General features: G+C 46.7%; 27 protein-coding genes. 22 read left to right on the top strand and 5 right to left on the bottom strand.

The genetic code is table 11. From position 1 onward, the window contains the following. Positions 1 to 9: 9 nt before the first annotated feature. From ACXAGC_RS03175 to ACXAGC_RS03105, 15 genes are all read left to right on the top strand, one after another. Complete coding sequence (locus tag ACXAGC_RS03175; RefSeq protein WP_474842305.1) at positions 10 to 801, top strand: ParA family protein; 792 nt, start codon at positions 10 to 12, stop codon at positions 799 to 801. A 57-nt stretch (positions 802 to 858) separates the two neighbouring features. Further along, entirely contained in the window at positions 859 to 1,740 is an 882-nt protein-coding gene (locus ACXAGC_RS03170; RefSeq protein ID WP_119503215.1) for a ParB/RepB/Spo0J family partition protein, read from the top strand. Positions 1,741 to 1,937: 197 nt separating this feature from the next. After that, complete coding sequence (locus ACXAGC_RS03165; RefSeq protein ID WP_474842303.1) at positions 1,938 to 2,324, top strand: ATP synthase subunit I; 387 nt, start codon at positions 1,938 to 1,940, stop codon at positions 2,322 to 2,324. Positions 2,325 to 2,417: 93 nt separating this feature from the next. Next, positions 2,418 to 3,278 (top strand): F0F1 ATP synthase subunit A, encoded by an 861-nt coding sequence (gene atpB / locus ACXAGC_RS03160; RefSeq protein WP_119503213.1) that lies wholly within the window; start codon positions 2,418 to 2,420, stop codon positions 3,276 to 3,278. Positions 3,279 to 3,380: 102 nt separating this feature from the next. Continuing rightward, positions 3,381 to 3,602 (top strand): F0F1 ATP synthase subunit C, encoded by a 222-nt coding sequence (atpE, locus tag ACXAGC_RS03155; RefSeq protein ID WP_012520222.1) that lies wholly within the window; start codon positions 3,381 to 3,383, stop codon positions 3,600 to 3,602. A gap of 44 nt (positions 3,603 to 3,646) precedes the next feature. After that, complete coding sequence (gene atpF / locus ACXAGC_RS03150) at positions 3,647 to 4,117, top strand: F0F1 ATP synthase subunit B (RefSeq protein WP_474842301.1); 471 nt, start codon at positions 3,647 to 3,649, stop codon at positions 4,115 to 4,117. Positions 4,118 to 4,131: 14 nt separating this feature from the next. Next, complete coding sequence (atpH, locus tag ACXAGC_RS03145; RefSeq protein WP_474842299.1) at positions 4,132 to 4,665, top strand: F0F1 ATP synthase subunit delta; 534 nt, start codon at positions 4,132 to 4,134, stop codon at positions 4,663 to 4,665. 13 nt (positions 4,666 to 4,678) lie between these two features. Further along, positions 4,679 to 6,220: a F0F1 ATP synthase subunit alpha gene (gene atpA / locus ACXAGC_RS03140; protein ID WP_119503210.1), complete on the top strand. Its 1,542-nt coding sequence runs from the start codon at positions 4,679 to 4,681 to the stop codon at positions 6,218 to 6,220. 57 nt (positions 6,221 to 6,277) lie between these two features. After that, on the top strand, positions 6,278 to 7,138 hold the full coding sequence (gene atpG, locus ACXAGC_RS03135) for a F0F1 ATP synthase subunit gamma (protein WP_474842297.1): 861 nt from the start codon (positions 6,278 to 6,280) through the stop codon (positions 7,136 to 7,138). Between the two features lie 33 nt (positions 7,139 to 7,171). Next, a complete protein-coding gene (gene atpD, locus ACXAGC_RS03130) occupies positions 7,172 to 8,554 on the top strand; it encodes a F0F1 ATP synthase subunit beta (protein WP_303572537.1) in 1,383 nt (460 codons plus the stop codon). A 67-nt stretch (positions 8,555 to 8,621) separates the two neighbouring features. Continuing rightward, positions 8,622 to 9,038 carry a F0F1 ATP synthase subunit epsilon gene (locus ACXAGC_RS03125; protein ID WP_303572536.1) on the top strand — a complete coding sequence of 139 codons (417 nt, stop codon included), beginning with the start codon at positions 8,622 to 8,624 and terminating at the stop codon, positions 9,036 to 9,038. Between the two features lie 119 nt (positions 9,039 to 9,157). Continuing rightward, the gene (locus ACXAGC_RS03120) at positions 9,158 to 9,592 is read left to right on the top strand and encodes a GFA family protein (RefSeq protein WP_474842295.1); all 435 of its coding nucleotides are present in this window, start codon (positions 9,158 to 9,160) and stop codon (positions 9,590 to 9,592) included. Continuing rightward, a complete protein-coding gene (locus ACXAGC_RS03115) occupies positions 9,579 to 9,944 on the top strand; it encodes a VOC family protein (protein ID WP_474842293.1) in 366 nt (121 codons plus the stop codon). Before ACXAGC_RS03120 ends, ACXAGC_RS03115 begins: the two co-directional genes overlap by 14 nt. Positions 9,945 to 10,086: 142 nt before the next feature. Continuing rightward, positions 10,087 to 11,052 (top strand): hypothetical protein, encoded by a 966-nt coding sequence (locus tag ACXAGC_RS03110; RefSeq protein ID WP_474842291.1) that lies wholly within the window; start codon positions 10,087 to 10,089, stop codon positions 11,050 to 11,052. Positions 11,053 to 11,099: 47 nt separating this feature from the next. Further along, positions 11,100 to 11,702 carry a glutathione S-transferase family protein gene (locus tag ACXAGC_RS03105; protein WP_474842289.1) on the top strand — a complete coding sequence of 201 codons (603 nt, stop codon included), beginning with the start codon at positions 11,100 to 11,102 and terminating at the stop codon, positions 11,700 to 11,702. 7 nt (positions 11,703 to 11,709) lie between these two features. Here ACXAGC_RS03105 and ACXAGC_RS03100 read toward each other — a convergent pair whose 3' ends face one another. Next, positions 11,710 to 12,288, bottom strand: coding sequence for a tRNA-uridine aminocarboxypropyltransferase (locus ACXAGC_RS03100; RefSeq protein WP_474842287.1), 579 nt, complete (start codon positions 12,286 to 12,288; stop codon positions 11,710 to 11,712). Positions 12,289 to 12,320: 32 nt separating this feature from the next. On the opposite strand from ACXAGC_RS03100, the gene ACXAGC_RS03095 reads away from it, so the two are divergent. The 3 genes from ACXAGC_RS03095 to ACXAGC_RS03085 all read left to right on the top strand — a co-directional run bounded on the left by ACXAGC_RS03095 (position 12,321) and on the right by ACXAGC_RS03085 (position 14,772). Continuing rightward, complete coding sequence (locus ACXAGC_RS03095; RefSeq protein ID WP_474842285.1) at positions 12,321 to 12,674, top strand: MGMT family protein; 354 nt, start codon at positions 12,321 to 12,323, stop codon at positions 12,672 to 12,674. A gap of 73 nt (positions 12,675 to 12,747) precedes the next feature. Then, positions 12,748 to 13,935: an HD-GYP domain-containing protein gene (locus tag ACXAGC_RS03090; RefSeq protein ID WP_474842283.1), complete on the top strand. Its 1,188-nt coding sequence runs from the start codon at positions 12,748 to 12,750 to the stop codon at positions 13,933 to 13,935. 204 nt (positions 13,936 to 14,139) lie between these two features. Beyond that, positions 14,140 to 14,772 carry a YiaD family glycine zipper/OmpA-like lipoprotein gene (locus tag ACXAGC_RS03085; protein WP_474842281.1) on the top strand — a complete coding sequence of 211 codons (633 nt, stop codon included), beginning with the start codon at positions 14,140 to 14,142 and terminating at the stop codon, positions 14,770 to 14,772. A gap of 40 nt (positions 14,773 to 14,812) precedes the next feature. On the opposite strand, the gene ACXAGC_RS03080 is transcribed toward ACXAGC_RS03085, so the two are convergent. Genes ACXAGC_RS03080 through ACXAGC_RS03070 form a run of 3 tightly spaced genes read right to left on the bottom strand, consistent with a single transcriptional unit; the run spans position 14,813 to position 19,324 of the window. Beyond that, positions 14,813 to 15,838: an MBL fold metallo-hydrolase gene (locus ACXAGC_RS03080; protein ID WP_474842279.1), complete on the bottom strand. Its 1,026-nt coding sequence runs from the start codon at positions 15,836 to 15,838 to the stop codon at positions 14,813 to 14,815. A 19-nt stretch (positions 15,839 to 15,857) separates the two neighbouring features. Beyond that, on the bottom strand, positions 15,858 to 16,373 hold the full coding sequence (locus ACXAGC_RS03075) for a DUF3237 family protein (RefSeq protein ID WP_474842277.1): 516 nt from the start codon (positions 16,371 to 16,373) through the stop codon (positions 15,858 to 15,860). 41 nt (positions 16,374 to 16,414) lie between these two features. Next, a complete protein-coding gene (locus ACXAGC_RS03070) occupies positions 16,415 to 19,324 on the bottom strand; it encodes a TonB-dependent receptor domain-containing protein (RefSeq protein WP_474842275.1) in 2,910 nt (969 codons plus the stop codon). A gap of 383 nt (positions 19,325 to 19,707) precedes the next feature. Between ACXAGC_RS03070 and ACXAGC_RS03065 the strand changes: the two genes are divergently transcribed. Genes ACXAGC_RS03065 through ACXAGC_RS03050 form a run of 4 tightly spaced genes read left to right on the top strand, consistent with a single transcriptional unit; the run spans position 19,708 to position 24,452 of the window. Then, the gene (locus ACXAGC_RS03065; protein ID WP_474842273.1) at positions 19,708 to 21,027 is read left to right on the top strand and encodes an MFS transporter; all 1,320 of its coding nucleotides are present in this window, start codon (positions 19,708 to 19,710) and stop codon (positions 21,025 to 21,027) included. A gap of 17 nt (positions 21,028 to 21,044) precedes the next feature. Next, positions 21,045 to 22,118, top strand: coding sequence for a tartrate dehydrogenase (locus ACXAGC_RS03060; protein ID WP_474842271.1), 1,074 nt, complete (start codon positions 21,045 to 21,047; stop codon positions 22,116 to 22,118). Next, positions 22,115 to 23,368: a glycerate kinase type-2 family protein gene (locus ACXAGC_RS03055; RefSeq protein WP_474842269.1), complete on the top strand. Its 1,254-nt coding sequence runs from the start codon at positions 22,115 to 22,117 to the stop codon at positions 23,366 to 23,368. The genes ACXAGC_RS03060 and ACXAGC_RS03055 overlap by 4 nt, the downstream gene beginning before the upstream one ends. A gap of 58 nt (positions 23,369 to 23,426) precedes the next feature. Next, positions 23,427 to 24,452: an AraC family transcriptional regulator gene (locus tag ACXAGC_RS03050; protein WP_474842267.1), complete on the top strand. Its 1,026-nt coding sequence runs from the start codon at positions 23,427 to 23,429 to the stop codon at positions 24,450 to 24,452. 151 nt (positions 24,453 to 24,603) lie between these two features. Here the strand turns inward: ACXAGC_RS03050 and ACXAGC_RS03045 are convergent, their stop codons facing one another. Then, on the bottom strand, positions 24,604 to 25,545 hold the full coding sequence (locus tag ACXAGC_RS03045; RefSeq protein ID WP_474842265.1) for an alpha/beta fold hydrolase: 942 nt from the start codon (positions 25,543 to 25,545) through the stop codon (positions 24,604 to 24,606). Between the last annotated feature and the right edge of the window lie 77 nt (positions 25,546 to 25,622).

Raw genomic sequence — 25,622 nt, 5'->3', positions numbered from 1 at the left:
GGGTGCACAGTGGCGAAGGTAATCGCAATAGCGAATCAAAAAGGTGGTGTGGGCAAAACAACCACAGCAGTGAATGTTGCGGCGTCTATGGCTGCGACCAAACGTAAAGTGCTGCTTATCGATCTGGATCCTCAGGGCAATGCCACCATGGCCAGCGGTGTTGATAAATACGAAGCAGAATGCACGTGTTTTGAATTACTGATTGAAGAAAAGCCTGTTGATGAAGTCATCATCAAAGATACGTCAGGAAAATACGATCTTATTGCCGCAAACGGTGATGTCACGGCAGCTGAAATCAAACTGATGGAAATGTTTGCCCGTGAAGTCCGTCTGCGTAATTCACTCAAGCCGGTGATGGATTATTACGATTTCGTTTTTATTGACTGCCCGCCCTCTCTTAACCAGCTTACCGTTAATGCGCTGGCAGCGGCTGATTCAGTACTGGTACCCATGCAGTGTGAATACTATGCCCTTGAAGGTTTAACGGCGCTGATGGATACCATTCAGAAACTGGCGTCGGTGGTAAACCCTGAACTGAAAATTGAGGGCGTACTGCGCACCATGTACGATCCCCGAAACCGTCTGGCCAATGATGTGTCTGAGCAACTGAAACGTCATTTTGGCGAACAGGTTTACCGCACGGTCATTCCCCGCAACGTGAGACTGGCCGAAGCGCCTAGTTTCAGCATGCCCGCCATGTACTATGATAAGTCATCGGCAGGCGCAAAAGCGTACCTGTCTCTGGCCGGTGAAATTCTTCGCCGCCGTGAGAAGACATTACAGCCCGCAAAAGCAAGTTAATCTGTTAAACTAGCCAAAAAACGGTTTGTCTTAATCGCTTGAGTCATTGAGGAAAATATGTCTGCTAAGAAAAGAGGACTCGGTCGGGGCCTGGATGCATTGCTGGCGACCAGTCAGTCTTCCGCTGCCCGTCGTGAACAGGAAACTGACAGCACTGCGGCATCGCAAAGTGAACTGAGCAAGCTGCCGGTCGAATTTTTGAAGCCGGGGAAATATCAGCCCCGTAAAGACATGTCTCCAGAAGCGCTTGAAGAACTGGCGTCTTCTATCCGTTCCCAGGGCGTTATTCAGCCGATTGTGGTGCGTACACTGGGTAAAGATCAGTACGAAATTATTGCCGGTGAACGACGCTGGAGGGCTGCACAGCTTGCGCAACTCGACGTTGTGCCCTGTCTCATCAAAGACGTGCCGGATGAAGCGGCTGTGGCCATTGCACTGATTGAAAATATTCAGCGCGAAGATTTAAACGCCATGGAAGAGGCACAGGCCCTTGAGCGTTTAATGAACGAGTTTGAACTTACCCATGCACAAACCGCTGAGGCGGTGGGTAAATCCCGGGCGACGGTAACAAATTTATTGCGCCTGAATAACCTCAATGATGATGTCAAAACCTTGCTTGAGCACGGCGATATTGAAATGGGTCATGCCCGTGCACTGCTCGGACTCACCGGCGGTCAGCAATCTGAAGTGGCTCAAGTCGTATCCGGAAAAGGTTTAACGGTAAGGGATACAGAAAAGTTAGTACGCAAATGTCTGGAGCCGGCGAAGCCGAAACCGGAAAAAACCGTCGATCCGGATGTGCAAAGTCTGATGACCCGCCTGTCTGATAACCTTGGTGCGCCGGTCGTGATTGACCATAACGCCAAAGGGAAAGGCAAAATTACTATTAACTTCAATGATTTAGAACAGCTGGACGGTATCCTTTCTAAAATACACTAATCCACTTTACGGCCGTGGTTAGCAAAATGTTAACGGTGGTCGTTATTCCCGCACTTTTCGCGTACAATGCGTTTCGTCCTGTTATTCGATAAGAAAATTTTCAGAATAACTTTCAAAACGCGATGTATGGTTGAAAATTATCGGTAAAACAGTATACTTCTGACGCTTTTTATTTGGGCTCAAATAAGCATAAAACAATGGTGAACAGAGATTTGGCAGGGGCCGGTAAAAAACTTGCCAGACATGCCCTGCAGATTCAGGCAATTGTCATGACTCTGCTGGTCATCATCAGCGCCTGGGCGATGTCCGTTGAAGTAGCGAAATCAGCTGCTATTGGCGCGTTAATCAGCATTCTGCCCAACGCGATTTTTGCGTTATTCGCATTTCGTTACTCCGGTGCCAGTAAAAATGAACTGGTAGTACGGAGCTTCAGCCAGGGAGCCAAACTGCGCCTGGTTTTAGCAGTTATTTTATTTGTGGTGGCATTTAAATTTTTGCATGCGATACCCGAAGCGGTTTTTGCAGCATTCGCCGTCACAACTGTCAGCTATTGGCTGGCAATGTTTCGTCAACAAAAACGATAACAAAAAGACAGAGTGGTACCTTGGTAGCAAGACCAGGGTCTTACAGACGAAACGCCGGAAAGTTTTTACACTTTAATTTTTTTAGGTTGAAACATGGCATCTGAGATTACAACACAAGAGTATATTCTCCACCATTTGACCAATGCCACCATGTGCGTCACAGACGACGGGGTGAAATTTAGTCACGGTGAAGAACTGCATAATGTCGCTGAAGTATGTGCTGAAGCGGGTTTCTGGGTTTGGAACATCGATACGATGGGCTGGTCTATCGGTCTGGGTATTTTGTTCCTGTGGTTATTCCGTAAAGTGGCTAAATCAGCTACTTCCGGCGTACCGGGCAAAACCCAGGCGTTTATCGAGCTGGTTGTTGAGTTCGTAAACGACAACGTTCGTGACACCTTCCACGGTAAAAATAATCTCATTGCGCCACTGTCGCTGACCATCTTCGTCTGGGTGTTCCTGATGAACCTGATGGACTTGATTCCGGTAGACTTCCTGCCTTCAGCTGCAGGTCAGATTGCTAACGCAGCCACCGGTGTGGACCCGCATCACGTGTACATGAAAGTGGTACCTACCACCGACCTGAACATGACGCTGGCGCTGGCGCTGGGCGTATTCTTCCTGATTATTTTCTACTCCATCAAAGTGAAAGGCATTGGTGGTTTCATGAAAGAGCTGACATTCCAGCCTTTTAATCACTGGGCTTTCATTCCTGTTAACTTCATTCTGGAATCCGTTACCCTGCTGGCACGTCCGTTCTCTCTGGCGCTGCGACTGTTCGGTAACCTGTATGCCGGTGAATTGATCTTTATTCTTATTGCGACCCTGGGTGTATGGCAGCTGCCTCTGCACTTCCCATGGGCGGTATTCCATATTCTGGTAATCGTGCTTCAGGCCTTCATCTTTATGATGTTGACCATTGTATATCTGAGCCTGGCTCACGAAGACCATTAATGTAGTCCGGATCTTTTGCAATCCCTGGAAAAGAAAGCAAACGATTCAAACTGTTTTACTTTTACACTTTAACTTTAAATTTAACTTAAATCGGAGACGTACATGTTATACATCGCTGTTGCACTACTGATTGGTCTTGGTGCCCTGGGTACCGCTATTGGTTTCGGTCTGCTGGGTGGTAAATTCTTAGAATCTGCTGCTCGTCAACCAGAACTGGCTCCTCAACTGCAAGTTAAGATGTTTATCGTAGCGGGTCTTATCGACGCCATCGCAATGATCGGTGTTGGTATCGCGCTATACCTTCTGTTCGCTGTTGGTGCTTAATTTTTTAAACCCATTTTTTAGCGAACATATGAGGAGGAGCGGTCGTGAACATTAACGCCACTCTAATTGGTCAATTAATCGCGTTTATCGTATTCGTGTGGTTCTGCATGAAGTACGTATGGCCACCATTACTGGGCGCGATTGAAGAGCGTCAGAAGAAAATTGCCGATGGCCTTGAAGCTTCTGAACGCGCTGAAAAAGACCTGGAACTGGCTCAGCAGAAAGCTACTGACCAGTTGAAAGATGCGAAAGCGCAAGCAGCTGAAATTGTCGAGCAAGCCAAAAAGCGTGCTAGTCAACTTGAAGAAAGTGAAAAGCAAAAAGCTTACTCAGAGCGTGAGAAAATCATTGCTTCTGGTTATGCCGAAATTGAAGCTGAACGCAATCGTGCCAAGGAAGAATTACGCGCTCAGGTAGCAGCTTTAGCTGTTGCTGGTGCAGAACAAATTCTTCATCGTGAAATCGACGCAAACGCACAAAACGACATTGTTGAAAAACTTGTCGCTGAGCTATAAGAGGGAGATGAGCCATGTCTGAATTGACAACCGTTGCTCGTCCCTACGCTAAAGCTGCTTTCGATTTTGCTGTCGAACAAAACGCCGTTGCCAAATGGCAGGACATGCTGGTGTTTGCCGGCGAAGTTGCTGACAACGAAGACATGCATCAGTTAATGACTGGTGCTGTTGCCGCTGACCAACTCGCTGAGATTTTCATCAATGTGTGCGGTGAACAGATCGACGAACATGGTCAGAACTTTATTAAGGTTCTGGCTGAGAATAAACGTTTAGTTGCCCTGCCAGCCATTTCAGAGCTGTTTAATGTTTTGAAAGCGGATTACGACAAAGAAATTGAAGTCCAGCTGACTTCTGCTTCTTCATTGTCTGATGCGCAAACTGCTGAAATCAGTGCATCGTTAGAAAAACGTTTGGCACGTAAAGTGAAGCTTAATTGTAACGTGGACCCTGCCCTGGTTGCAGGCTTTGTAGTCAAAGCCGGTGATACAGTTATTGATGGTTCCGTGAAGTCGAAATTGAACCGTCTCGCAGACGCGTTGCAAGCATAACGGGGATAAGAGTATGCAACTTAATTCCACTGAAATTGCAGAACTGATCAAAAAGCGAATTGAACAGTTTAATGTAACCAGTGAAGCTCGCACCGAAGGGACTATCGTCGCAGTAACTGACGGTATTATCCGCATTCACGGCCTTGCCGATGTAATGCAAGGTGAAATGATTGAGCTTCCTGGTAGTCGCTACGCTATTGCACTGAACCTTGAACGAGATTCAGTTGGTGCAGTAGTTATGGGTCCTTATGCGGACCTGCAAGAAGGCACTAAAGTACAATCTACCGGTCGTATCCTTGAAGTACCTGTAGGCCCTGGCCTGTTAGGTCGTGTTGTAAACACCCTGGGTGAGCCTATTGATGGTAAAGGCGCTGTTGAAGCGGCAGGCTATGAGCCAGTAGAAAAAATCGCCCCTGGCGTAATCGACCGTCAATCGGTTGATCAACCAGTACAAACTGGCTACAAGTCAGTTGATGCGATGATTCCTGTTGGTCGTGGTCAGCGTGAGCTTATCATCGGTGACCGTCAGTGTGGTAAAACAGCCATGGCTGTTGATGCCATCATTCAACAGAAAGATTCAGGCATTAAGTGTGTTTACGTAGCAGTTGGCCAGAAGGCTTCTACTATTGCTAACGTAGTTCGCAAACTGGAAGAACACGGCGCGCTGGCTCACACCATCGTTGTTGCGGCTTCTGCTTCTGAATCTGCTGCTCTGCAATACCTGGCACCTTACTCTGGTTGTACCATGGGTGAGTACTTCCGTGACCGTGGTGAAGATGCACTGATCGTATATGATGACCTGTCTAAGCAAGCTGTTGCTTACCGTCAGATCTCTCTGCTTCTGAAGCGTCCTCCTGGTCGTGAAGCATACCCTGGTGACGTTTTCTACCTCCACAGCCGTCTGCTGGAGCGTGCTGCCCGTGTAAACGACAAGTACGTAGAGCGTTTCACTAACGGTGAAGTTAAAGGTCAAACGGGTTCACTGACGGCTCTGCCTATCATTGAAACTCAGGCCGGTGACGTTTCAGCGTTCGTACCTACAAACGTTATCTCTATCACCGATGGTCAGATCTTCCTGGAAACTGACCTGTTTAACGCAGGTATCCGTCCTGCTGTTAACGCCGGTATCTCTGTATCACGTGTTGGTGGTGCTGCTCAGACCAAGATCATTAAGAAATTGGGTGGCGGTATCCGTCTTGCGCTTGCACAGTATCGTGAATTGGCTGCGTTCTCTCAGTTCGCATCTGACCTTGACGAAGCTACACGTGCACAGCTTGAACACGGTGAGCGTGTAACCGAACTGATGAAGCAGAAGCAATATGCGCCTCTGTCAATCGCTGATATGGGTGTGTCTCTGTACGCCGTTGAGAAAGGCTTCTTAAAAGATGTAGAACTGGGCAAAATCCTTGATTTTGAATCAGCCCTGCACGCTTATATGAACAGCGAACACGCTGAGCTGATGAAGTCTATCAATGCAACCGGCAACTACAACGACGATATTGATTCTCAGTTGAAAGACGCTTTAACGAAGTTCAAAGCAACTCAAACTTGGTAATCAATGGTGCTGGCTTTCGTGGTCAGCACAATTCGTTGAGTAATCGGAGAGATAATCATGGCCAGCGGTAAAGAGATTAAAGGTAAAATTGGGAGTATCAAGAATACTCAAAAGATTACCAGTGCGATGGAAATGGTTGCTGCGTCGAAAATGAAAAAGGCGCAGGAACGTATGGCTCATGGCCGTCCATACGCGCAAAGCATGCTAAAAGTGATTGGTCACATTGCTAACGGTAACCTTGAGTACCGTCACCCTTATCTTGAAGAGCGTGACGTGAAACGGGTTGGCTTTATCGTAATTTCTACTGACCGCGGATTATGCGGCGGCCTGAACACTAATGAGTTCAAGCTGGTAACCCAGAAAGCGAAAGCGTATCGCGATCAGGGTGTTGAAGTAGATTTTGCAGCGTTAGGTTCGAAGGCTTGTGCATTCTTTAACCGTTTTGGTGGTAAGCTACTTGCCGCAGAAACAGGTTTAGGTGATGCACCTTCGGTAAGCGATGTAGTGGGTGTGGTACGCGTGATGTTACGCGCCTACGACGAAGGCACACTGGATAAAGTTTATCTGGTGTATAACAACTTCGTTAACACCATGTCGCAAACGCCTGTGATGAATCAATTATTGCCTTTGCCAAAGTCAGAAGATGAGACACTGAAGCATCGTTGGGATTACATCTACGAGCCGGATCCGAAAGAAATTCTGGAATCCTTAATGGTTCGTTACATCGAATCCCAGGTATATCAGGGTGTTGTGGAAAACGCAGCGTCAGAACAAGCAGCACGTATGGTTGCAATGAAAGCGGCAACAGATAACGCCGGCAACCTTATCGATGATCTGCAACTGGTATACAACAAGGCCCGTCAGGCTGCAATCACACAGGAAATCAGTGAGATTGTATCCGGCGCCGCAGCGGTGTAGGCAAAGGTTTAGAAGAGATAACGAGGACTAATTATGAGTCAAGGTAAGGTCGTCCAAATCATTGGCGCCGTTGTGGACATCGAGTTTCCACAAGATGCGGTACCAAGAGTATATGACGCACTGAAAGTTACCGAAGGTGACTTATCCGGGCTAACCCTGGAAGTGCAACAGCAATTAGGCGGTGGTGTAGTTCGTTCCATCGCTCTGGGTACCACTGACGGTCTGCGTCGTGGCCTGGCAGTAGAAAATACGCAAGCACCTATCATGGTTCCTGTTGGTACAGCCACTCTGGGCCGTATCATGGACGTGCTGGGTAACCCAATCGACGAAGCAGGCCCAATTGGTGAAGAAGAGCGTATGTCTATTCACCGTGCAGCGCCCAGCTACGAAGATCAGTCAAGTTCAGTAGAACTGCTGGAAACCGGCATCAAGGTTATCGACCTGGTATGTCCGTTTGCGAAAGGTGGTAAAGTTGGTTTGTTCGGTGGTGCCGGTGTAGGTAAAACCGTAAACATGATGGAGCTTATCCGTAACATCGCAATCGAGCACAGCGGTTTCTCAGTATTCGCTGGTGTTGGTGAGCGTACTCGTGAGGGTAACGACTTCTACCACGAAATGAACGAATCAAACGTACTGGATAAGGTATCTCTGGTATACGGTCAGATGAACGAGCCACCGGGTAACCGTCTGCGTGTAGCTCTGACTGGTCTGACGATGGCAGAGAAATTCCGTGACGAAGGTCGTGACGTTCTGTTCTTCGTAGATAACATCTACCGTTATACTCTGGCAGGTACTGAGGTATCAGCACTGTTAGGTCGTATGCCTTCAGCAGTAGGTTATCAGCCTACCCTGGCTGAAGAGATGGGTGTTCTGCAGGAGCGTATCGCATCAACTAAGACTGGTTCAATCACGTCAATCCAGGCGGTATACGTACCAGCCGATGACTTGACTGACCCTTCACCAGCTACCACCTTTGCTCACTTAGATGCAACGGTAGTACTGTCCCGTGATATCGCGTCTCTAGGTATCTACCCTGCGGTAGACCCTCTGGACTCAACTTCACGTCAGCTGGATCCACTGGTAATCGGTCAGGAACACTACGACACAGCGCGTGGCGTACAGACTGTACTTCAGCGCTATAAAGAGCTGAAAGATATCATCGCGATACTGGGTATGGACGAGCTGTCTGATGAAGATAAGCAAGTGGTATCCCGTGCTCGTAAGATTCAGCGTTTCCTGTCTCAGCCATTCTTCGTAGCAGAAGTATTCACCGGTTCTCCTGGTAAGTACGTTTCTCTGAAAGACACTATCAGTGGCTTTAAAGGCATCCTGGAAGGTGAATATGATCACCTGCCAGAGCAAGCCTTCTACATGGTTGGTTCGATCGACGAAGCGTTGGAAAAAGCCAAGAAATAAGAGTGAAGCCGGGCAGGCCTTAACGTCTGCCCGTGCTTGATTCACGTTCCTTACTAAGGAGTTTACAATGGCAGCTATGACCGTTCATCTGGATGTAGTAAGCGCAGAAAAAGAGATTTTCTCTGGTCTGGTTGAAACATTACAGGTAACAGGAAGTGAAGGTGAACTGGGTATCCACCCTGGTCACGCGCCACTTATTACTGCAATTAAACCTGGTATGGTGCGTTTGGTTAAGCAGCACGGTGAAGAAGAGATGATTTATGTTGCCGGCGGTGTACTTGAAGTACAACCCGGTATAGTCACTGTTCTTGCTGACACTGCTGTTCGTGCAGAAGATCTGGACGAGCAGTCTGCAGAAGAAGCAAAACGTCGTGCTGAAGAGCATATCGCCAACCCGGGCGCTGATTTCAACTATGCAGAAGCGGCACAAGAGTTAGCAGAAGCTATTGCTCAATTGCGTCTGATACAAAAACTGCGTAAGTAATACATCAGCAAAAAATTGAAAAACCCGGCTACATGCCGGGTTTTTTGTATCTGCTACTTGCTGTTTTGCTTTAAACCGGTGTACTGTGTATTTATCCAGTTTTTATTCACCGGAGAACAATGATGTCAGATAAAGGATTGACCGGACGTTGTTTGTGTGGCGAAGTGGAAGTGTATGCAACGCAGGCAGAAGAACAAGTCGGTGTATGTCACTGCGACATGTGCCGGAAATGGAGCGGAGGCCCTTTCTACAGTGCTCACTGTGGTGTTGCGGTCACCTTTAAAGGGGAAGATGCCATCACCCGCTTCTCGTCGTCTCCGTGGGCTGACAGAGGCTTTTGTCACCGCTGCGGTACCCATTTATTTTATCTCTACAAAGAAAGCGGTGAGTATTTCGTGCCTGCCGGTTTGTTCGATGGTGATAACTTTTCCATGGGAACTGAAATATTTGTCGATGAAAAAGGGCCTTACTACGAACTGCATCCCACCAGCAGGAAAATGACCGGCGCTGAAGTCATGGCTGCTTTTCAACAGGGAGGCGATGATGAAAAATAAATCATTAAATTATCTGGAGTATCCTTCCGCATCACTGGAAAAGACCAAAGCATTCTTCTCATCCGTTTTCGGCTGGACTTTCACCGACTATGGTGAGGCCTATTGTGCCTTCTCTCTGGACAATGTCGACGGCGGCTTTTATGCCAGTGAAGAAATCAGCACTACGTCCCGGGGTGCAGCTCTCACTGTGTTTTACAGTGACGATCTGATCAGCCTTGAAGCTGAAATTGTTGGTGCGGGTGGAATTATTACTCAGCCTGTTTTTGCTTTTCCAGGCGGTCACCGGTTTCATTTTACAGAACCGGGCGGGAGTGAATTTGCAGCATGGTCTGACTGCTATCAGCAAGAGTGATACAAACTATTACAAACAAAGGCGCAATTGCGGCATTGCAGAGGTTGCATTGCGCCTGCGGATGATTAAACTAGCAGCATAATAAAAACAAAATTTGAACAACAGTGGGAAGGACTTTACTGAGTATTATCGTGAAGGCCGTATGACGACTGAATTTAATTATCCCTCAACTTCTGCCGCTTCTTTCTGGCACATGCCGGTTCTTTATTTTGTAATTTGCTGTATTGCCAATTACTTCACCGGTGCGCTGGATTACCAGCTTATCAATGATTTCCGGGCCCAACGCGACTTCAATGCTGCCTTAGGCATGCCCTTGCTGACGACCTTTTTCTGGATCAGCCTGCGCATTCAGCAACAGCAAATGGCAGGTGCCATCATGAGTTATTTGCTGGATAAAAACGCCCTGAGTTTATTTGCACAGCATCGTGCCCGTCTGGCGGTGAAACTGCGCCACCACATTCTGACCTCCGCCACCCTCGCTATTTCCATGACGGCTGTCTATATCATGAGTGAAGAACTGGTTGCCTTCGATATGAACATGCAGGTTCTGGTGCTTGATCTGATTGCAGTACCTTTCTGGTTCTTTTTCTGGCTTTTCCTGTTTCAGATGATCTATTCCACTCACTACATGATGAAGCATTTCATTCATATTAATATTGCCACCAGCAGCGAACTGAAAGCATTGAAAAGAGTGTCGCTACTGTCGATGGAGAATGCCCTGTTCAGTATCACTGCGTTGATCATCATTCCCGTTTTCTGGTTTAAAAAAGATATACCGGCAATCGATCTTGCCATAGTGACCCTGTTTTCATCGTCTTTGACTGTGTATCTCATCATGCCTGCTGTAAAGGTGTACCGGCTTATCGGCGCAAAAAAGCAAAAGATAATGGATCAACTGACCCGCGGGCTGACGTCCATTTACTGTGAAGATGAAAGTGATCGCATTAATCACGCACGGCGCAACGCGATTCAGCAGGAAATCGAAGAAGTGGAAAACATTACTGCTACACCGGTTACGTTTGAACAGTGTAAACGCATGCTGAGCGTCGTCTTTCTAATCCCTGCTTCCTGGATGACATTAATTTATATTGAACATCTTGTGACCTGATAGAAACGTCAGTAAGCTGAAGTGCTGTAGATAAAAAGGAGTTGGTCATGCTGGTTTATGGAGATAGCCGTTCCGGAAACTGCTATAAAATTCAATTATTACTTTCCATACTGGGTAAACAAGTCGACTGGGAAGAAGTCGATATTTTAAAAGGGGCAACGCAAACCCCCGCGTTTTTGCAGAAGAACCCGAATGGTAAAATCCCGCTGTTGGAAATGGAAGATGGCCGCACGCTGTCCGAATCAAATGCCATCTTAAACTTCCTTGCTGAAGGTTCCGCACTCATTCCCCGCTCATCTTTCGATCTGGCTAAGATGCTGCAATGGCAGTTCTTTGAGCAATACAGCCATGAGCCCTATATTGCGGTAGCCCGGTTCATTAATTTATATCTGGGGTTACCGGAAGAACGTAAAGCTGAATATGAAGCTAAACAGGCTGGCGGGCACAAAGCACTGGCAGTCATGGAAGAGCAGCTTTCCCGCACCCCTTTTCTGACCGGGTCACAATTGTCACTGGCTGATATCAGTTTATACGCTTATACCCATGTGGCCCACGAAGGCGGATTCGATCTGACAGCCTATCCGGCGGTGAATAACTGGCTGAAACTGGTTGAAGATCACAAAGGCTACACGCCGATGAAAGCCGGCTGAACCCTCTTTACTTGCGGCGCAGGTGTGCCGCAGGTCCCTGCCATTGCGCCTGCATAAACTGTTGTAAGCGGTATAACGGCACCGGATCTGTCTCTGTCGTTACCTTCATCACATGGGCAACAGCTTCAAGCGTAGATAATCCTGAATCTGAACGGGTGTGCCTGATACGGTAATCACTCGGGCCGGCATGACTGAAATGATACTGGGGGAGCGGGTGTAGTTGTGTAAAACGTTGCCACAATCCGTAAGCCTGACGCCAGCTTCCATCCAGCAGAATGAAGAGATCGTGTGTGTCTGATTGTGGTGTCTTTTCTAAAGAAGCGCTTTCCGGAGACGGATAAATCACCGCCGGAGATCCCGCATTATTAAGAGCATCTGCCACGGCCATTTCCGCCTCATCAGCGCCTGCGGAAAGTATGGGTGTATCAGGTAAACACAGCTGTACTAATTTAGCGGTATTTTTTGCGTGAATGGCTTCTTTATCATGCTGAATGATGAGAAACTGAACAGGTGTACAAATCTGCGTCACTGCACTGCATACACAGGTTTTTTGCGGATAGCGGCAAACTGAGCAATATGGACGCATTCGAACACTCTATTGGAAAATAAAAGCGCATTATGGCCGATACTGGCAACAACGACAAAGTGAAGCAAATACTGCAAACCGTTATGGCCGTGCCGGAAGGGTCGGTTGCTACCTACGGGCAGATTGCGGATCTTGCCGGTCTGCCCGGCAGAGCGCGGCTGGCAGGTCGTTCATTGCGTGCTGATTTCAATGGAGAACCGGTTCCCTGGCATCGTATTTTACGGGCTGACGGGAAAATAGCCTTTCCGCCCGGCTCTGAAAAAGCGAAGGAGCAAAGAGAATTGCTTATGGCCGAAGGAATCATGGTAAAAGATAATCGGGTGAAACTGCGAAATTGTCAGTGGCAACCTGATATGGCAACTATACTCTATACACTGAAGTACTGAATGTGGCCACAGAGCTAAAGCTAATCTTTAAACTTCAGTGTACAGACTCATTTATTCCATGGTGTGATAGCAAGTGACCGACAGCGTATTTAAAACGATTACTATAGACGAATTAGCGCCCGGCATGTACGTCAATGAAATCATTGAGCAGTCAGGAAAAGTGAAAATCAAAAGCCAGGGGCGCGTTGCCCGTAAGGCTGTGGTGGAATCTTTACGAAAACGCGGCGTCCTCAAACTCGTTATCGATTTATCGAAGCAATTCGAACCTGACGCTGTGCCTGTGCCGGCAGAGGAGCCGGTTCCGGCGAAGAAAAAGTCCCGTATGAGCCTGACGTCCGAACTGGTCCGGGCAGAAGATTTATATAAACAGGGTAAGGAAATTCAAAGAACCTTACTTAAAGCTGTTCAGCAGGGTCTACCTTTCGACGATCGCATTCCCAGTGAGTTTTCACAGAACCTTGTGGCATCAGTCGAGCGCAATCCTGACGCACTGCTTTGCCTTACCCGCATCCGTGAAAAAGATGATTACCTGCTGGAGCATTCGTTAAACGTAGCTATTATTCTCGCTAACTTTGCGCGTCATATGGGAATGACTGATGACCAGGTACAGGAACTGGCTTTTGCCGGATTCCTTCATGATATGGGCAAAATTCGTGTGCCGGATGAGATCCTGCATAAACCAGGCAGACTCACTGATGAAGAAATGGACGTGATGAAGAAGCATGTCGAATATGGCGTGGATGCCCTGCATGAGGTAAATCTGAACCCGGACCTCGTCAGAACCGTCAGTGAACATCATGAGCGTCTTGACGGATATGGTTATCCGGCAGGAACAAAAGGTGACAACATCAGCACCGCAGGGCGTATGCTGGCAGTTGCAGATATGTACGATGCGCTTACTGCTGACCGTTGTTACAAAGCCGGTATGCCGAGCCAGCGGGCTTTCCAGATCCTTATCGGGGAATGTCCTCATAAGCTTGACCAGGCACTTGTTCAGCAATTTATCAAATGTATGGGCGTCTATCCCGTAGGCAGTCTGGTGCTTCTGTCTAACGATAAACTGGCTATGGTGTTGTCGCAGAACGACTCTCCGCTGACACCGGTTGTTAAAGTGTTCTATTCGCTGACCGGTAATCATTATGTTACCCCGCGGGATATCGACCTTTCCCATGATAAGCGGGTAAAAATTGAAAAAGCGGTAAAAGCCAGTGACTACAAAATTAACTTCAACCAGTTTTTTGCACAGAACATTTCTCCCTGATTTGTCTTTAATTGCATACACCACCGGGAACATTTTACCCGCCGGTGTGTGCAATCATCGCAGTTAACTTCCCGTTTATCCCCTGCGGGCAAGGCCATTCAGCTTGTATTCATTTGCCGGCGCGTATTTTGGCGTTAAACCGGATGATGGAACAGGTCTTGCTGTCCTGACCGGTACAGTTGTAATTATCTTAAGAGGGATATCATGAAGAAAGTCTTCGCAGTCGGACTCATCACCGCTTCTTTAATCGCGGGTGGTTGTGCAACAAGCCCTAACAATACACAAAAAGGTGCAGGGATTGGTGCTGTCGTCGGTGCATTGTTGGGTAAAGCGACCGGGGATAACGACAAAAGCCGTTATGCCTGGGGTGCCGTGGTCGGTGCTATTGCCGGTGGTGCGATTGGTAACTATATGGATCGCCAGGAAGAAGAAATGCGCGAGCAACTGGCTGACACCGGCGTACAGGTAGTTCGGGAAGGGGATAACCTGCGCCTCATTATGCCGGGTGATATTACGTTTGCCACCAACAGTGCGTCTATCAGTCCTAATTTCAATCCTGTCTTGCAGGATGTGGCAACGGTGGTAAATCAGTACGAGAAAACGGTGCTGCTTATCGAAGGTCATACCGATGACACCGGCGCAGAATCTTACAACCAGACGTTGTCAGAGCGCCGTGCGCAATCTGTTAAGAATCGGCTGACCACGTTCAATGTTAATCCTACCAGGGTAACCACAGTGGGTCTGGGAGAGTATCAGCCAAAAGTGCCTAATACCTCGGCTGAAAACCGTCAGATTAACCGTCGTGTTGAGCTGAAAATACAACCGCTGAGTGAATAGAATCAGGGAGGACCACTCCTCCCTGATTCTGTTAATATGATTAATTCCCGCTTTTAACCCTGTGATATTGCGCCATTGCACAATTAGATAAAACGTCAAATACATCTGTTGCATGTTTGCCCATATCAAACGGGTGGAGAGCTCCGGGGGGGCGCCGCGCAAGTTGCTCCATCTTTTCTATCGAGCCATCCCTTTTTCCATGATTCGATAGAAAAACAGTCACGTCTTGCTCTTCCGCCAGCGCTTTAAAGTTACTCGCAGACTTTGCATAAGCAGCAAATTGGGCTGGTTTAACGCCAAAGTTAAATCCGGTTCCACCCCATAATGCGGCTCTGAATGGTTGTCCGTTGTCATACACCGTAAAAAGGGGAGAAATCGTACCCATTGTATGTCCCGGAGTCACTCGAATTTCCATCTCAGCGTTACCTGCTGAAAGTATGGTACCATCTGTTACTGCAATGTTACCTTCTAACGCCGGAGCTGGCCCGAATTTGGGATGCTCAGGCATGATTTCAGCAAGCTTCCAATCTGATTCACTCATAACCACGGGCATACCATATTCTTGTGTCAGGTATCTGAAACCGCCGTAATGATCGCCATGCGCATGAGTAATTACTAAATACGCAATTTTCTCAGGTTTAAGTCCCAGTGTTTTCATCCCGCCAATAATGGTTTCACGTGCTTCTTTATTGCTGGTCAGGGCATCAATTAAAATATAGCCATCTTCATCTCCCAAGACCCATGCAGATACACCCGCGTTTCCAACAAAATACAAGTTGTCGAAGACTTGCATGGGCCCTGGCTCTTTTCCGGGAGAACGTTCTCGCGGAGATTTTTTAGCATCGGCGCTATCTTTCCTGCGAGGGGTCGCAGCCCGGTCTCTGGGGGCATTTACATCGCGAAAGGTCATTGTTAAGTCACAGAGATTGGTATAACCAGGAAAGTAAGAGCCGGTAGAAATACCCTTTTTTGCAAGTTGTTCCGCTTTGGTTTTTGCTTCCTCGGCTTGGCTGCAAAACACTACGCCAATGAGGAGAACGAATAGCAGCGAACGATGAGCTTGCATACAGGATCCTTCTATGTAGTTATTCCACGCGGTATATACGAATATTTACCGCTCTTGGGGATTTAATTGACTCAATGGTTCCAATATAAAAGTCTTTATTGAGCCAGTCATATTTTCCGGTAGCCACATGAAACTCTGGACGGGTAAATGCGTATCGCTGGCCGGTCAGTGTGTGAACAATACCTTTATTGTCAACGACAATAGTAACACCATCATCTGTCTTAAGTGCATAAATAGCTTCAATATTCTTTACATTGTCCTGGCGATTCACCTGCCAGTCGGCGCCGCCGGGAATTACGCTTCCTGAAATATTGTGACCTGTGAAATGCCCGCCAGTAATAGGAACTATGTATCTGTGGCCGTCGTCAGTTTCACCGACGTCAATTTTAGTCCCGAGTTCAACATGTATTTGTAGCACTGGCGCAGATTGAATATGAGGAGCCGGGAAAGCATCGGTGCCTGAGTTTTCGTGGGCGAAAACAGAAGAGTTGAATATATAAAAGAGAGTAAAAAAAAACGTATGACGAAGTAACATTGTAGTTTCCTTAAAAAAGGGCGCCTGAGCGCCCCTTATGTTTATATTTTCCAGTTTGCCTGGACATACAAGGTGCGACCTATACCGTCAAATACACCCTGGTTTGTTGTACCGCTGGTACCACCTATAACTGGAGGTGCTTTGTCTGATAAGTTGTTAACACCTGCTCTGAATGTTACTGATTCATCAAATGTATAGCTGGCAGACAAATCAATATAGCTATAACTGCTACTGCCAGGCGTTGTCGACGCCGGGTTTGAAACCACGCTAACGTCATCCATACTTGAAACATAACGCCAGCGCGCTGTAACAGAGAAATCTTCGCTAACGAGCGTCAGGCTATTGACCAGTTTCCATTCAGGATAGCTCTCTGTACCCGAAACTGTTCCGGCGTAATCCTGATAAGGGCTGTCTTCAAATACGGCAATGTCAAACTTAGTTAAGTGGTTGGCAAAACTATTAAAGACTAATTTCGATGAGTCGTTTACGAACTTAGCTGGCACCGTCCAGTTGAAAGATATATCCAGACCACTTGTTTTATAACCACCCAGGTTTAGATATGGCTGATTAACGTACTGGAAAATACCGTTATTATTTCTGTCGAATTGCTGACAGAAAAAGTTTTCTGTGCTGTATTCAGGGTTTGAGCCGTCCAGGTTATAGCATTTCGCCAATGACTGGTCGGCCGGTATAGCCGCAATTGCCTTCTCGATTTCCAGATCATAATAATCCAGGGTTAACGACATATCCTCGAAGTATTCACTGTCAAAGGGGGATTCCAGCACCATACCTAACGTGAATGACTCTGCTTCTTCCGGATCCAGAGTTCTGTCGCCGAAAGTTGTTGTAACCAGCGCGTTTGAGGGTTGTCTGAATCTACCCAGAAGTGATGGATTCAGTCCTGTTGCTATACAAAGTGCCCCTATCGCGTCTGCATTTTCACCGCTCAGACCCGGATGGCGGTAGTCACAGGGATCACCGCCGCCACTAGTTGGTGAGCCTATTCCGGAAACTTGTTGAGTTCCTGCGTTAAAGAATTCTTCAACATTTGGAGCTCGTAATGCGTGTTGGAAGCCAGTTCTGAACAACACGTGTTCATTCGCCCGCCAGTCTAATTCTGCTTTATATGTGTTTGCTGTACCAGCCAGGTTGTAGTCAGAAAAACGGTAACCGACAGTCATATTCACTGCCTGGTCCATATCACTCGATGCCCATAAAGGAACATAAACTTCCGCGGAAATTTCTTTTACATCAATACTACCTGAAGTAGGTTGTGTTGCGGATAAACTAGCGAGCCTGTTAGCTGCAATGTCATCATCCGGGTTAAAGTCATATGTGTTTTCGCGATAGTGGGCACCAAGAGCGAATCGTACCTCACCGGCATCAAGCTCGGTTATCAAACCTTCGACGACACCTTCAATAACTGTTTGCTCCATTATCGTTTCATTGACTGGTGTGCGGGAGATATATGACAGACAGTCATCAGATAATTGGTTGAGGCCGTTAAATACCTGGTAGCCGCCACTACAAATACTGTTACCACCATCAGGTGCATCAACCAGTTCCTGCATTGCAACATAACTCACTGAACCAGATGTTGTAGAGTCGGTATTCTTGGTACGGCCTTTGGAAACAAACACGTCCCAGGACAAATCCATGGATTCAACATAGCCGTTCAACCCTACTAAACCTTGCCATACTGTTGAGTCGGTATTATAGGTTCGCGGGCCAGCCGCACCTAAACGTACCTGATATTCTACCGGTAAATCCGGCTGGCTCCTTGAAGCAAGCAAATCAGAGAAGGCTTCATTTGCAACAATATACGGATTGGTTACCGGAACGAACACACTCCAGGGAGCTGCCAGTACGGGCTCTGACCCTATATTTTGAGCTTCACTATCTGAGTATTGGAAGTGCCCATAAAGTGTTAGGTCGTCATCCAGAATATAATTTGCTTTACCAAATATGGCTTTTCTTTCAAGAGGAACCTGCACATAGTTATAGTAACCAGGGTGGTAACCATAACCAGAATCACTCACCAGGAAAGGAGCTTCTGTAGGGCCTCGGTAATTGATCGCCTGGCCGCGACTGACTGCGAAAATTGAGCCGTCATCATTAACCCCGAAAAAGCTTCTGTTACTCACGCCCTCAAACCCATAGCCGGCGAACAGTTCATTAACAGCATCTGCACTTGGTGGTGCGTCAGGTAACGTTCTGCTGAAAGGTGTAAATCCACTAGCTGGTTGATCTAAGAAGAACGGCCTGTCCTGAATAGAGATCCCTTCCCGGTCTACCCATTCAGCACTAATAAACACATTACCCTTAGAATCAGAAAAATCCGAACCATAAGCGATACCATATAGTGTGGTTTGGCCATCACCATCTTTGGGTTGAGTTAGTTTCGCAGATAGTTCCAGCCCGTCAAGATCTGTTCGGGTCTGGAAATTTACGACACCTGACATTGCGTCTGAGCCGTAAGTTGCAGAAGCCCCGCCACTGACAATCTCTACACCACCTATAGCATTGGAAGGAAGCGTGTTTATGTCAATGGCACTGTTTGCATTAGAAGACTGCATGCGGCGACCATCGAGTAACACAAGGTTTCTCTGAGGCCCTAAGCCGCGGAGATTCAGTGTCGACTGCCCGACTGTTCCCCCGGAACTGCTGTTACTGAAGCTACCCTGGCCAGGCTGAAACTGAGGAAGCTGACGCAGATAATTGTCCAGCGTTACGTCGCCGGCACGGGCAAAATCTTCTGCGTCGGTTGTCACTGTCGGGCTGGAAGAGACGAGATCTTTACGCTTAATTCTGGTACCTGTTACGGAAATTGTCTCGACTTGCTGTTCTTCCTGAGCTTCTGTCGTTTGCGGCTCCTGTGCGATAACTACTGTTGGACTTAACATAGCCCCAATTAATACGGCAATTCTCGTTTTAGCGTGTGATTCAGTCATAAATGCTCCAGTGTGTCTTTTCATATAATTAGTCTTAGTCCTCTATCCCAGTGATCTCGGGCAGACTAATTTATAAGCTGAAGTGTTAATTAAATGTTTAAATTATTAAATGGCAGATGATGACTATTTTTTTTGCAATATGTGACATTGGGAATCTTATGCAAAGAAATTTCAGGTGTGTAAAAAGTTATTGAATTTCAATTTTTATATTTTATAAGTATTTGAAATTGTTTGGTTAAATGTTATTTCTGCAACTTTTTATTACACATTTACAAATACGCTAAATTTGAAATAATTGGCATTTCGTTTACCTTTTTGCAAAAAAAATTGCATATTGTTCAGCTTTTATTTTAAGTGTAATGTCCTTTTTCATTGTTAAATTAATGAAAATGGTGATGGTGTTGTCAACTGAACAATTAACGATGAAAAGGGTTGCCTGGAGAATCGTCCCTTTCATTATGTTGCTTTACTTTATTGCTTATCTGGATCGGGTAAACGTCGGAATTGCTGCAATCACGATGAACGATGATATTGGCCTGTCCAAGGCTGCGTTTGGATTGGGGGCAGGTATCTTTTTTATCGGCTATTTTCTTTTTGAAGTCCCTTCTAATCTCATTCTTCACAAGGTTGGCGCCCGCAGGTGGATAGCGAGGATTATGCTAACCTGGGGTCTTGTTTCCGGCGCCATGGCCTTTGTACAGGGGCCCATTAGTTTCTACATACTCAGATTTTTACTAGGGGCTGCAGAAGCGGGTTTTTTTCCCGGCATAATTCTGTATTTAAGTTATTGGTTTCCATGTCGATATCGCGCGGGGATCACGGCAATGTTTATGGCAGCAGTGCCAATTTCAATCGGCCTTGGTTCGCCAATATCCGGATGGCTGCTGTCTTTCGACGGCATCATGGGAATGAAAGGCTGGCAGTGGCTATTTCTCATTGAAGCCCTACCTGCTGTGTTATTGTCTGCTGCAGTTCTTCTCTTTCTTACTGACAGGCCGGAAAAGGCGAAATGGCTGCCTGAAGAGCAAAAACAGTGGCTTGTGGAAGAAATGAGCAAAGAGAGAAAAGCCGTTGCAGCAAGTCATGGTGCTTCAGCCGTTTTCTCTGCGCTGCTTAACCCGCGAATTCTGGCGTTGGCACTGGTTTATTTCGGCACATCTGCCGGGCTTTACACAATAGGGATATGGGCCCCACAAATACTGGCGCAATACGAACTAACCTTAACCCAAATTGGTTTGGTTAATGCGATTCCCCCTGTCTTTGCTGTAATAGCAATGGTTTTCTGGGCAAAACACTCAGATAAAACGGGCGAACGTACAACCCACGTATTCGTCGCGTGTATTGTTGCTTCCGTAGGCCTGTTTGCCGCAGCTTTTACAACATCTCTGCTGGCTGCGGTGTTGGCACTCATTGTCGTCAACGTGGGAGTGAGTTCTGCTAAACCACCTTTATGGGCAATTCCTACTCAGTTTTTGACAGGCTCAGGGGCTGCAGCGGGTATTGCTGCAATCAATTCTATCGGCAATCTTGGCGGCTTTTTCGGGCCAACGTTAATCGGCTACATCAAGATGTCAACCGGAGACTATACGTGGGGACTGATTGGCGTTGGTATTAGTCTGGTGGTCTCAGCATGTATCGTGTTGTTTTTAGCAGGAAAGCCAACCCAAACCCATACTTCTTTTAATTCAACAGCGCTTAAGTAAGTGCATAAGGGGTAAATGTGAAAAACTATTCAATTGCGGCGATACCGGCGGACGGTATAGGTATAGAAGTCATCAACGAAACCGTTGACGTTCTCAATGTATTACAGGAGGAAACCAAAAAAGCGACCTTTAATTTTGAGTTTTTCGACTGGGGCTCAGACTACTATAAAAAGCACGGCGAAATGATGCCAGATGATGGCTTAGAAAAGTTAAAGAAACACGATGCCATATTATTCGGAGCGGTGGGGGCACCAGACGTACCAGACCACATAACTCTGTGGGGCCTGCGATTAAATATTTGCCAGAATTTTGATCAATACGCTAATGTGCGACCAACCCGTGTATTGCCCGGAATTAGTTCTCCGTTAAGAAATTGTAAGCCCGGGGATCTGGACTGGGTAATAGTCAGGGAAAACTCTGAGGGTGAATATTCGGGTCAGGGAGGGCGATCTCACCGCGGAATGCCAGAGGAAATTGCGACAGAAGTGTCCATATTTACCCGTGTGGGCGTGACCCGTATTATGCGTTATGCCTTCGAGTTGGCTCAGAGCCGTCCAAGGAAGCAGTTAACGGTCGTCACCAAATCCAATGCACAGCGACATGGTATGGTTATGTGGGATGAAATAGCGGCCGAAGTGGCGCAGGAATTTCCCGATGTAACCTGGGACAAAATGCTGGTTGATGCTATGACAATGCGTATGACGCTAAAACCAGAATCTTTGGATACCATTGTTGCAACGAACCTTCACGCAGACATCTTATCTGATTTAGCCGGTGCTTTAGCGGGAAGTCTGGGTGTTGCACCGACTGCCAATATCGATCCTCAGCGTCGCTTTCCGTCGATGTTTGAGCCAATTCACGGCTCAGCGTTTGACATTACCGGAAAAGGAATAGCTAACCCGGTTGCATGCTTCTGGAGTGCAGCACAAATGTTGAATCACTTCGGGGAGTTTGAGCTCGAAGCCTTACTGATGGAAGCAATAGAGTACGCCACGGGTGTAGGAAAACTGACTCCTGATGTAGGTGGTAAAGCAACGACAAAAGACGTTACTGAAGCCGTCATTCACTATATTCGTGATCACGCGAAATGAATGCAGATGTACAAAAAGCAACATTAACAGCTATTGCTCAGGTAGCTATTGATAGCGTGGTTCCATCCGCTGACTGGTTTGCTTGTTTGCCCGCACCGCCCAAGGGGCGGTGTGTTGTAATCGGGGCAGGTAAGGCGTCCGCATTGATGGCGGCGGAATTAAACTGCTACTGGGAGGGTGTGCCGCTCTCTGGCATAGTTGCAACCCGATATGGACATGGTGTCTGTGCGGGACGAGTTGCAGTAATCGAAGCAGGACATCCGGTACCCGACGAGAATAGCGAACGTGCTGCCAGGGCAATGCTGGATGCCGTAGTTAACTTGTCAAAAGATGATCTGGTCATTAGTTTGATATCCGGTGGTGGCTCAGCGTGCTGTGCATTACCTGTTGAAGGTATTCATCTTTCTCAGAAGCAGAAAATTACCCAATCGTTATTGAGAAGTGGCGCATCTATCAGTGAAATGAATGCAGTCAGGAAAGCACTGAGTCAGGTCAAAGGCGGCCAGCTTGCAAAAGCTGCCGCTCCAGCCCGCGTATTTAACCTGATAGTAAGTGATATACCCGGAGATGTACCGGAAGATGTGGCTTCCGGCCCAACAATACCAGACACAAGAAGACCGTTGTGTGCACAAAAAATACTAGAAAAATATGGGCTATCCGAATGGAAGCAATACGTTCCTCTTTATCAGCATAAGGAGTCGAATGATGATGTAAGCGTAGAGTACAAGATTGTCGCGTCTGCCCGACAGGCCCTGCAACGCGCCGCGAGAGAAGCACAGAAACACGGTTATAAGCCTGTCGTGCTAAGTGATCAATTTGAATGCGATAGCCAAGTCCTGGCCAGTATCATGGCTGCCATTGTGAAGTCCGCTAAAACAGCAGGTTTTCCTGATAAACCTCCTTTGGCTATCATCAGTGGTGGAGAAACATCGGTTACCATTTCAGGTAAATCGTATGGACGGGGTGGCCGAAACACGGAATTCGTACTGGCGTTGATGAAAGAATTAAAGAATTGTTATGGCGTTGGTGCAATTGCGGTGGACAGCGATGGCATAGATGGTACCGAAGATGCCGCAGGAGCATTTTTACTATCAGATAGTCAATTCAGAGCTATGGAAAATAACTTGGATCTTGAAGAATATCTTACGAAGCATGACAGCTATTCATTTTTTAAAGAGATGGGGGATTTATTTATCACCGGACCAACGTTGACTAATGTGAATGACATACGCATTATTCTTGTGAATTAAATGACTTTGCCTTCTTATTTTAGTTAAAAAATTATCAGGGAATTAAGAGAGTCAGACGGTGAACACTGATAAAATGGAGTATGGGTCCGCTGCTAATCATTACTTGACTGCACTGGTCGAGGCCGCTGCGCTCAAAGGTGTTGACGTTGATATTCTGATGCAAGGTATCGGTCTATCGCGACAGGATCTATACCGGCCTGAACATCGTATTCCGACACAAAAGCTGGCGGATTTGCAAAAAGCTATCTGGCAGTGGATGAATGATGAAAGTATGGGTCTTAATGACATGGTCATTCCGTACGGCTCCTACTACATGATGGGACAGTTAACCGTAAATCAGCCGACCTTGAGAAAAGCCCTTATTTTAGGAATTCGTTTTTACAACCTGTTATTCAGACGTGAGCAAATAACTCTGCAAGAAAATGGTAAATCGGTCACCCTGCGCCTTGTTCTGCATAAACCTGAGTTGGATTATCACCATCTGTTCGCTGAGATTTGTCTTTTATCATGGCATCGTTACGCCGCGTGGTTAATTGCCGATGAACTGCCCATTATTGAAAGCCACTTTCCTTATCCTACGCCCGCTCATGTCGGTGAATATAGTTATCTCTTCCCAGGGCCGCACAATTTTGAAAGCAAAGAACTTTCATTGATATTCCCAACCCATTACCTGGATAGAGAAGTCAGGCAAAACAGTGCAAGTCTGAAGGTCTTTATGAACCGTTGTCCTCTCGAGCTGTTCCGGCAGTACAAAGCGGACTATAGTTTGAGTGGTGAATTGAAACCTCTTATCAAATCAGGCCTGCAAAATCGCATTGTTACGATTCAGTACTGTGCAAACAAAATGCATATGACTCCGAGGACGTTAATGCGGAAGCTCAGAGATGAAGGGACTTCGTTCCAACAATTGAAAGATATAATCCGTCGTGACAGAGCAATGCATTTCCTTTCGCAGACGACAATTTCAATAAATGAAGTTGCTGAAAGGGTTGGATATTCCGATCCCGCTGTGTTTACCAGGGCGTTTAGATCATGGACGGGAGACACGCCCAGAGCATACAGAATGAAGACTATAGACGAATAGTAAATCCTCAAAGTTTCAATTGCATATGAGTCAACGCCTGCCATTCTCGTTTACATAACGAACTAAAGATAGCGAGTTAGACATAGAGTTTTTTGCGGTCACAGCTTTAGCTGCTCTTGCTTTTCGTACACAAAGCAAGAGCAGCCAATAATTACTGAGTAACCGGAAGATAACTTTTAATAAACTCAGCGGCCATATCAACGTATTCTTCGGTATCAAATACTGGGTCGCCATGACCGGCGCCTTGTACAACAACTAACTTATTTGATACTCCTGATTCCCCCAACCTGGTTTTCAAAATTCTACTTTGACTATCCGGAACAACTCCATCAGCATCTCCGTGCATGATGATGAAAGGTGGGGTATCTGTATCAATATATGTAGTAGATGATGCCCATTTAGCTAGATCTGGTCTTTCAACAGGAGAGGCGCCAAGGAGCCTTGCTTCTGCTGCATCTGGTGCGTCATGGTCAACATTTCCACTGTTTCCCCTCATAGCATTAATATCACTGGGGCCAAAGAAGTCGAGAACTACAGCAATATCGTATTCGGGCTGTCTACTTGCCTCATAGAAGCCAGTTTCAGTATCGTTGTTAGATGTAGCAATCAGAGAGGCCAGGTGACCACCTGCAGAGCGTCCCATAATACCAACTTTATCAGTACTGATATTGTATTGACTGGCATGATTTACCAAATAGTTAATTGCATCGTTGATATCTGCTACTTGCGCAGGAAAAACGGCTTCTCCGCTCAAGCGGTAATTGACCGCGGCAATTGCGTAACCTTCATTTACCAATTTATCAGCCAAGGTACCATTTTTGGAAATAAATTCGTCTTTGGAGCCCCTGAACCAAGCTCCTCCATGAACCCATATCAAAAGAGGCGTATGTTCCGCTTTACTCTGTTTGGGTATATATAAATCCAGTTGAAGAGCTTTACTACCGATCGTTTTGTAAGTCAGTGTTTTTACATTATAGGCTGGGATAATTTTGTCCACTTGATTCTTAGACTTACCGTTTGATCCGGAAAAATTGCATCCGGGAAGAGCTGTAAACAACAATGTTAGAGTAATAACCTTTAAAATTGTGCGCATCAGGTAATTTCCTAAAGTTGAAGGCGATAGAAGATGCTAATGTTAAAAAGTAAAAAACAGAATGGTGAAAGTATGTT

The organism is Alteromonas sp. AWJ4_197, from assembly GCF_056160285.1.
The sequence above is the reverse complement of the archived record's forward strand: the minus strand, read 5'-3'. Positions and strand labels throughout refer to the sequence as shown.

Bases quoted from the DNA above. Each gene is read 5' to 3' on its own strand.
- ACXAGC_RS03170 (WP_119503215.1), top strand. From the start codon at position 859: ATGTCTGCTAAGAAAAGAGGACTCGGTCGGGGCCTGGATGCATTGCTG.
- ACXAGC_RS03165 (WP_474842303.1), top strand. From the start codon at position 1,938: ATGGTGAACAGAGATTTGGCAGGGGCCGGTAAAAAACTTGCCAGACAT.
- atpB (WP_119503213.1), top strand. From the start codon at position 2,418: ATGGCATCTGAGATTACAACACAAGAGTATATTCTCCACCATTTGACC.
- atpE (WP_012520222.1), top strand. From the start codon at position 3,381: ATGTTATACATCGCTGTTGCACTACTGATTGGTCTTGGTGCCCTGGGT.
- atpH (WP_474842299.1), top strand. From the start codon at position 4,132: ATGTCTGAATTGACAACCGTTGCTCGTCCCTACGCTAAAGCTGCTTTC.
- atpA (WP_119503210.1), top strand. From the start codon at position 4,679: ATGCAACTTAATTCCACTGAAATTGCAGAACTGATCAAAAAGCGAATT.
- atpG (WP_474842297.1), top strand. From the start codon at position 6,278: ATGGCCAGCGGTAAAGAGATTAAAGGTAAAATTGGGAGTATCAAGAAT.
- atpD (WP_303572537.1), top strand. From the start codon at position 7,172: ATGAGTCAAGGTAAGGTCGTCCAAATCATTGGCGCCGTTGTGGACATC.
- ACXAGC_RS03125 (WP_303572536.1), top strand. From the start codon at position 8,622: ATGGCAGCTATGACCGTTCATCTGGATGTAGTAAGCGCAGAAAAAGAG.
- ACXAGC_RS03120 (WP_474842295.1), top strand. From the start codon at position 9,158: ATGATGTCAGATAAAGGATTGACCGGACGTTGTTTGTGTGGCGAAGTG.
- ACXAGC_RS03115 (WP_474842293.1), top strand. From the start codon at position 9,579: ATGATGAAAAATAAATCATTAAATTATCTGGAGTATCCTTCCGCATCA.
- ACXAGC_RS03110 (WP_474842291.1), top strand. From the start codon at position 10,087: ATGACGACTGAATTTAATTATCCCTCAACTTCTGCCGCTTCTTTCTGG.
- ACXAGC_RS03105 (WP_474842289.1), top strand. From the start codon at position 11,100: ATGCTGGTTTATGGAGATAGCCGTTCCGGAAACTGCTATAAAATTCAA.
- ACXAGC_RS03100 (WP_474842287.1), bottom strand. From the start codon at position 12,288: ATGCGTCCATATTGCTCAGTTTGCCGCTATCCGCAAAAAACCTGTGTA.
- ACXAGC_RS03095 (WP_474842285.1), top strand. From the start codon at position 12,321: ATGGCCGATACTGGCAACAACGACAAAGTGAAGCAAATACTGCAAACC.
- ACXAGC_RS03085 (WP_474842281.1), top strand. From the start codon at position 14,140: ATGAAGAAAGTCTTCGCAGTCGGACTCATCACCGCTTCTTTAATCGCG.
- ACXAGC_RS03080 (WP_474842279.1), bottom strand. From the start codon at position 15,838: ATGCAAGCTCATCGTTCGCTGCTATTCGTTCTCCTCATTGGCGTAGTG.
- ACXAGC_RS03075 (WP_474842277.1), bottom strand. From the start codon at position 16,373: ATGTTACTTCGTCATACGTTTTTTTTTACTCTCTTTTATATATTCAAC.
- ACXAGC_RS03070 (WP_474842275.1), bottom strand. From the start codon at position 19,324: ATGACTGAATCACACGCTAAAACGAGAATTGCCGTATTAATTGGGGCT.
- ACXAGC_RS03065 (WP_474842273.1), top strand. From the start codon at position 19,708: ATGAAAATGGTGATGGTGTTGTCAACTGAACAATTAACGATGAAAAGG.
- ACXAGC_RS03055 (WP_474842269.1), top strand. From the start codon at position 22,115: ATGAATGCAGATGTACAAAAAGCAACATTAACAGCTATTGCTCAGGTA.
- ACXAGC_RS03045 (WP_474842265.1), bottom strand. From the start codon at position 25,545: ATGCGCACAATTTTAAAGGTTATTACTCTAACATTGTTGTTTACAGCT.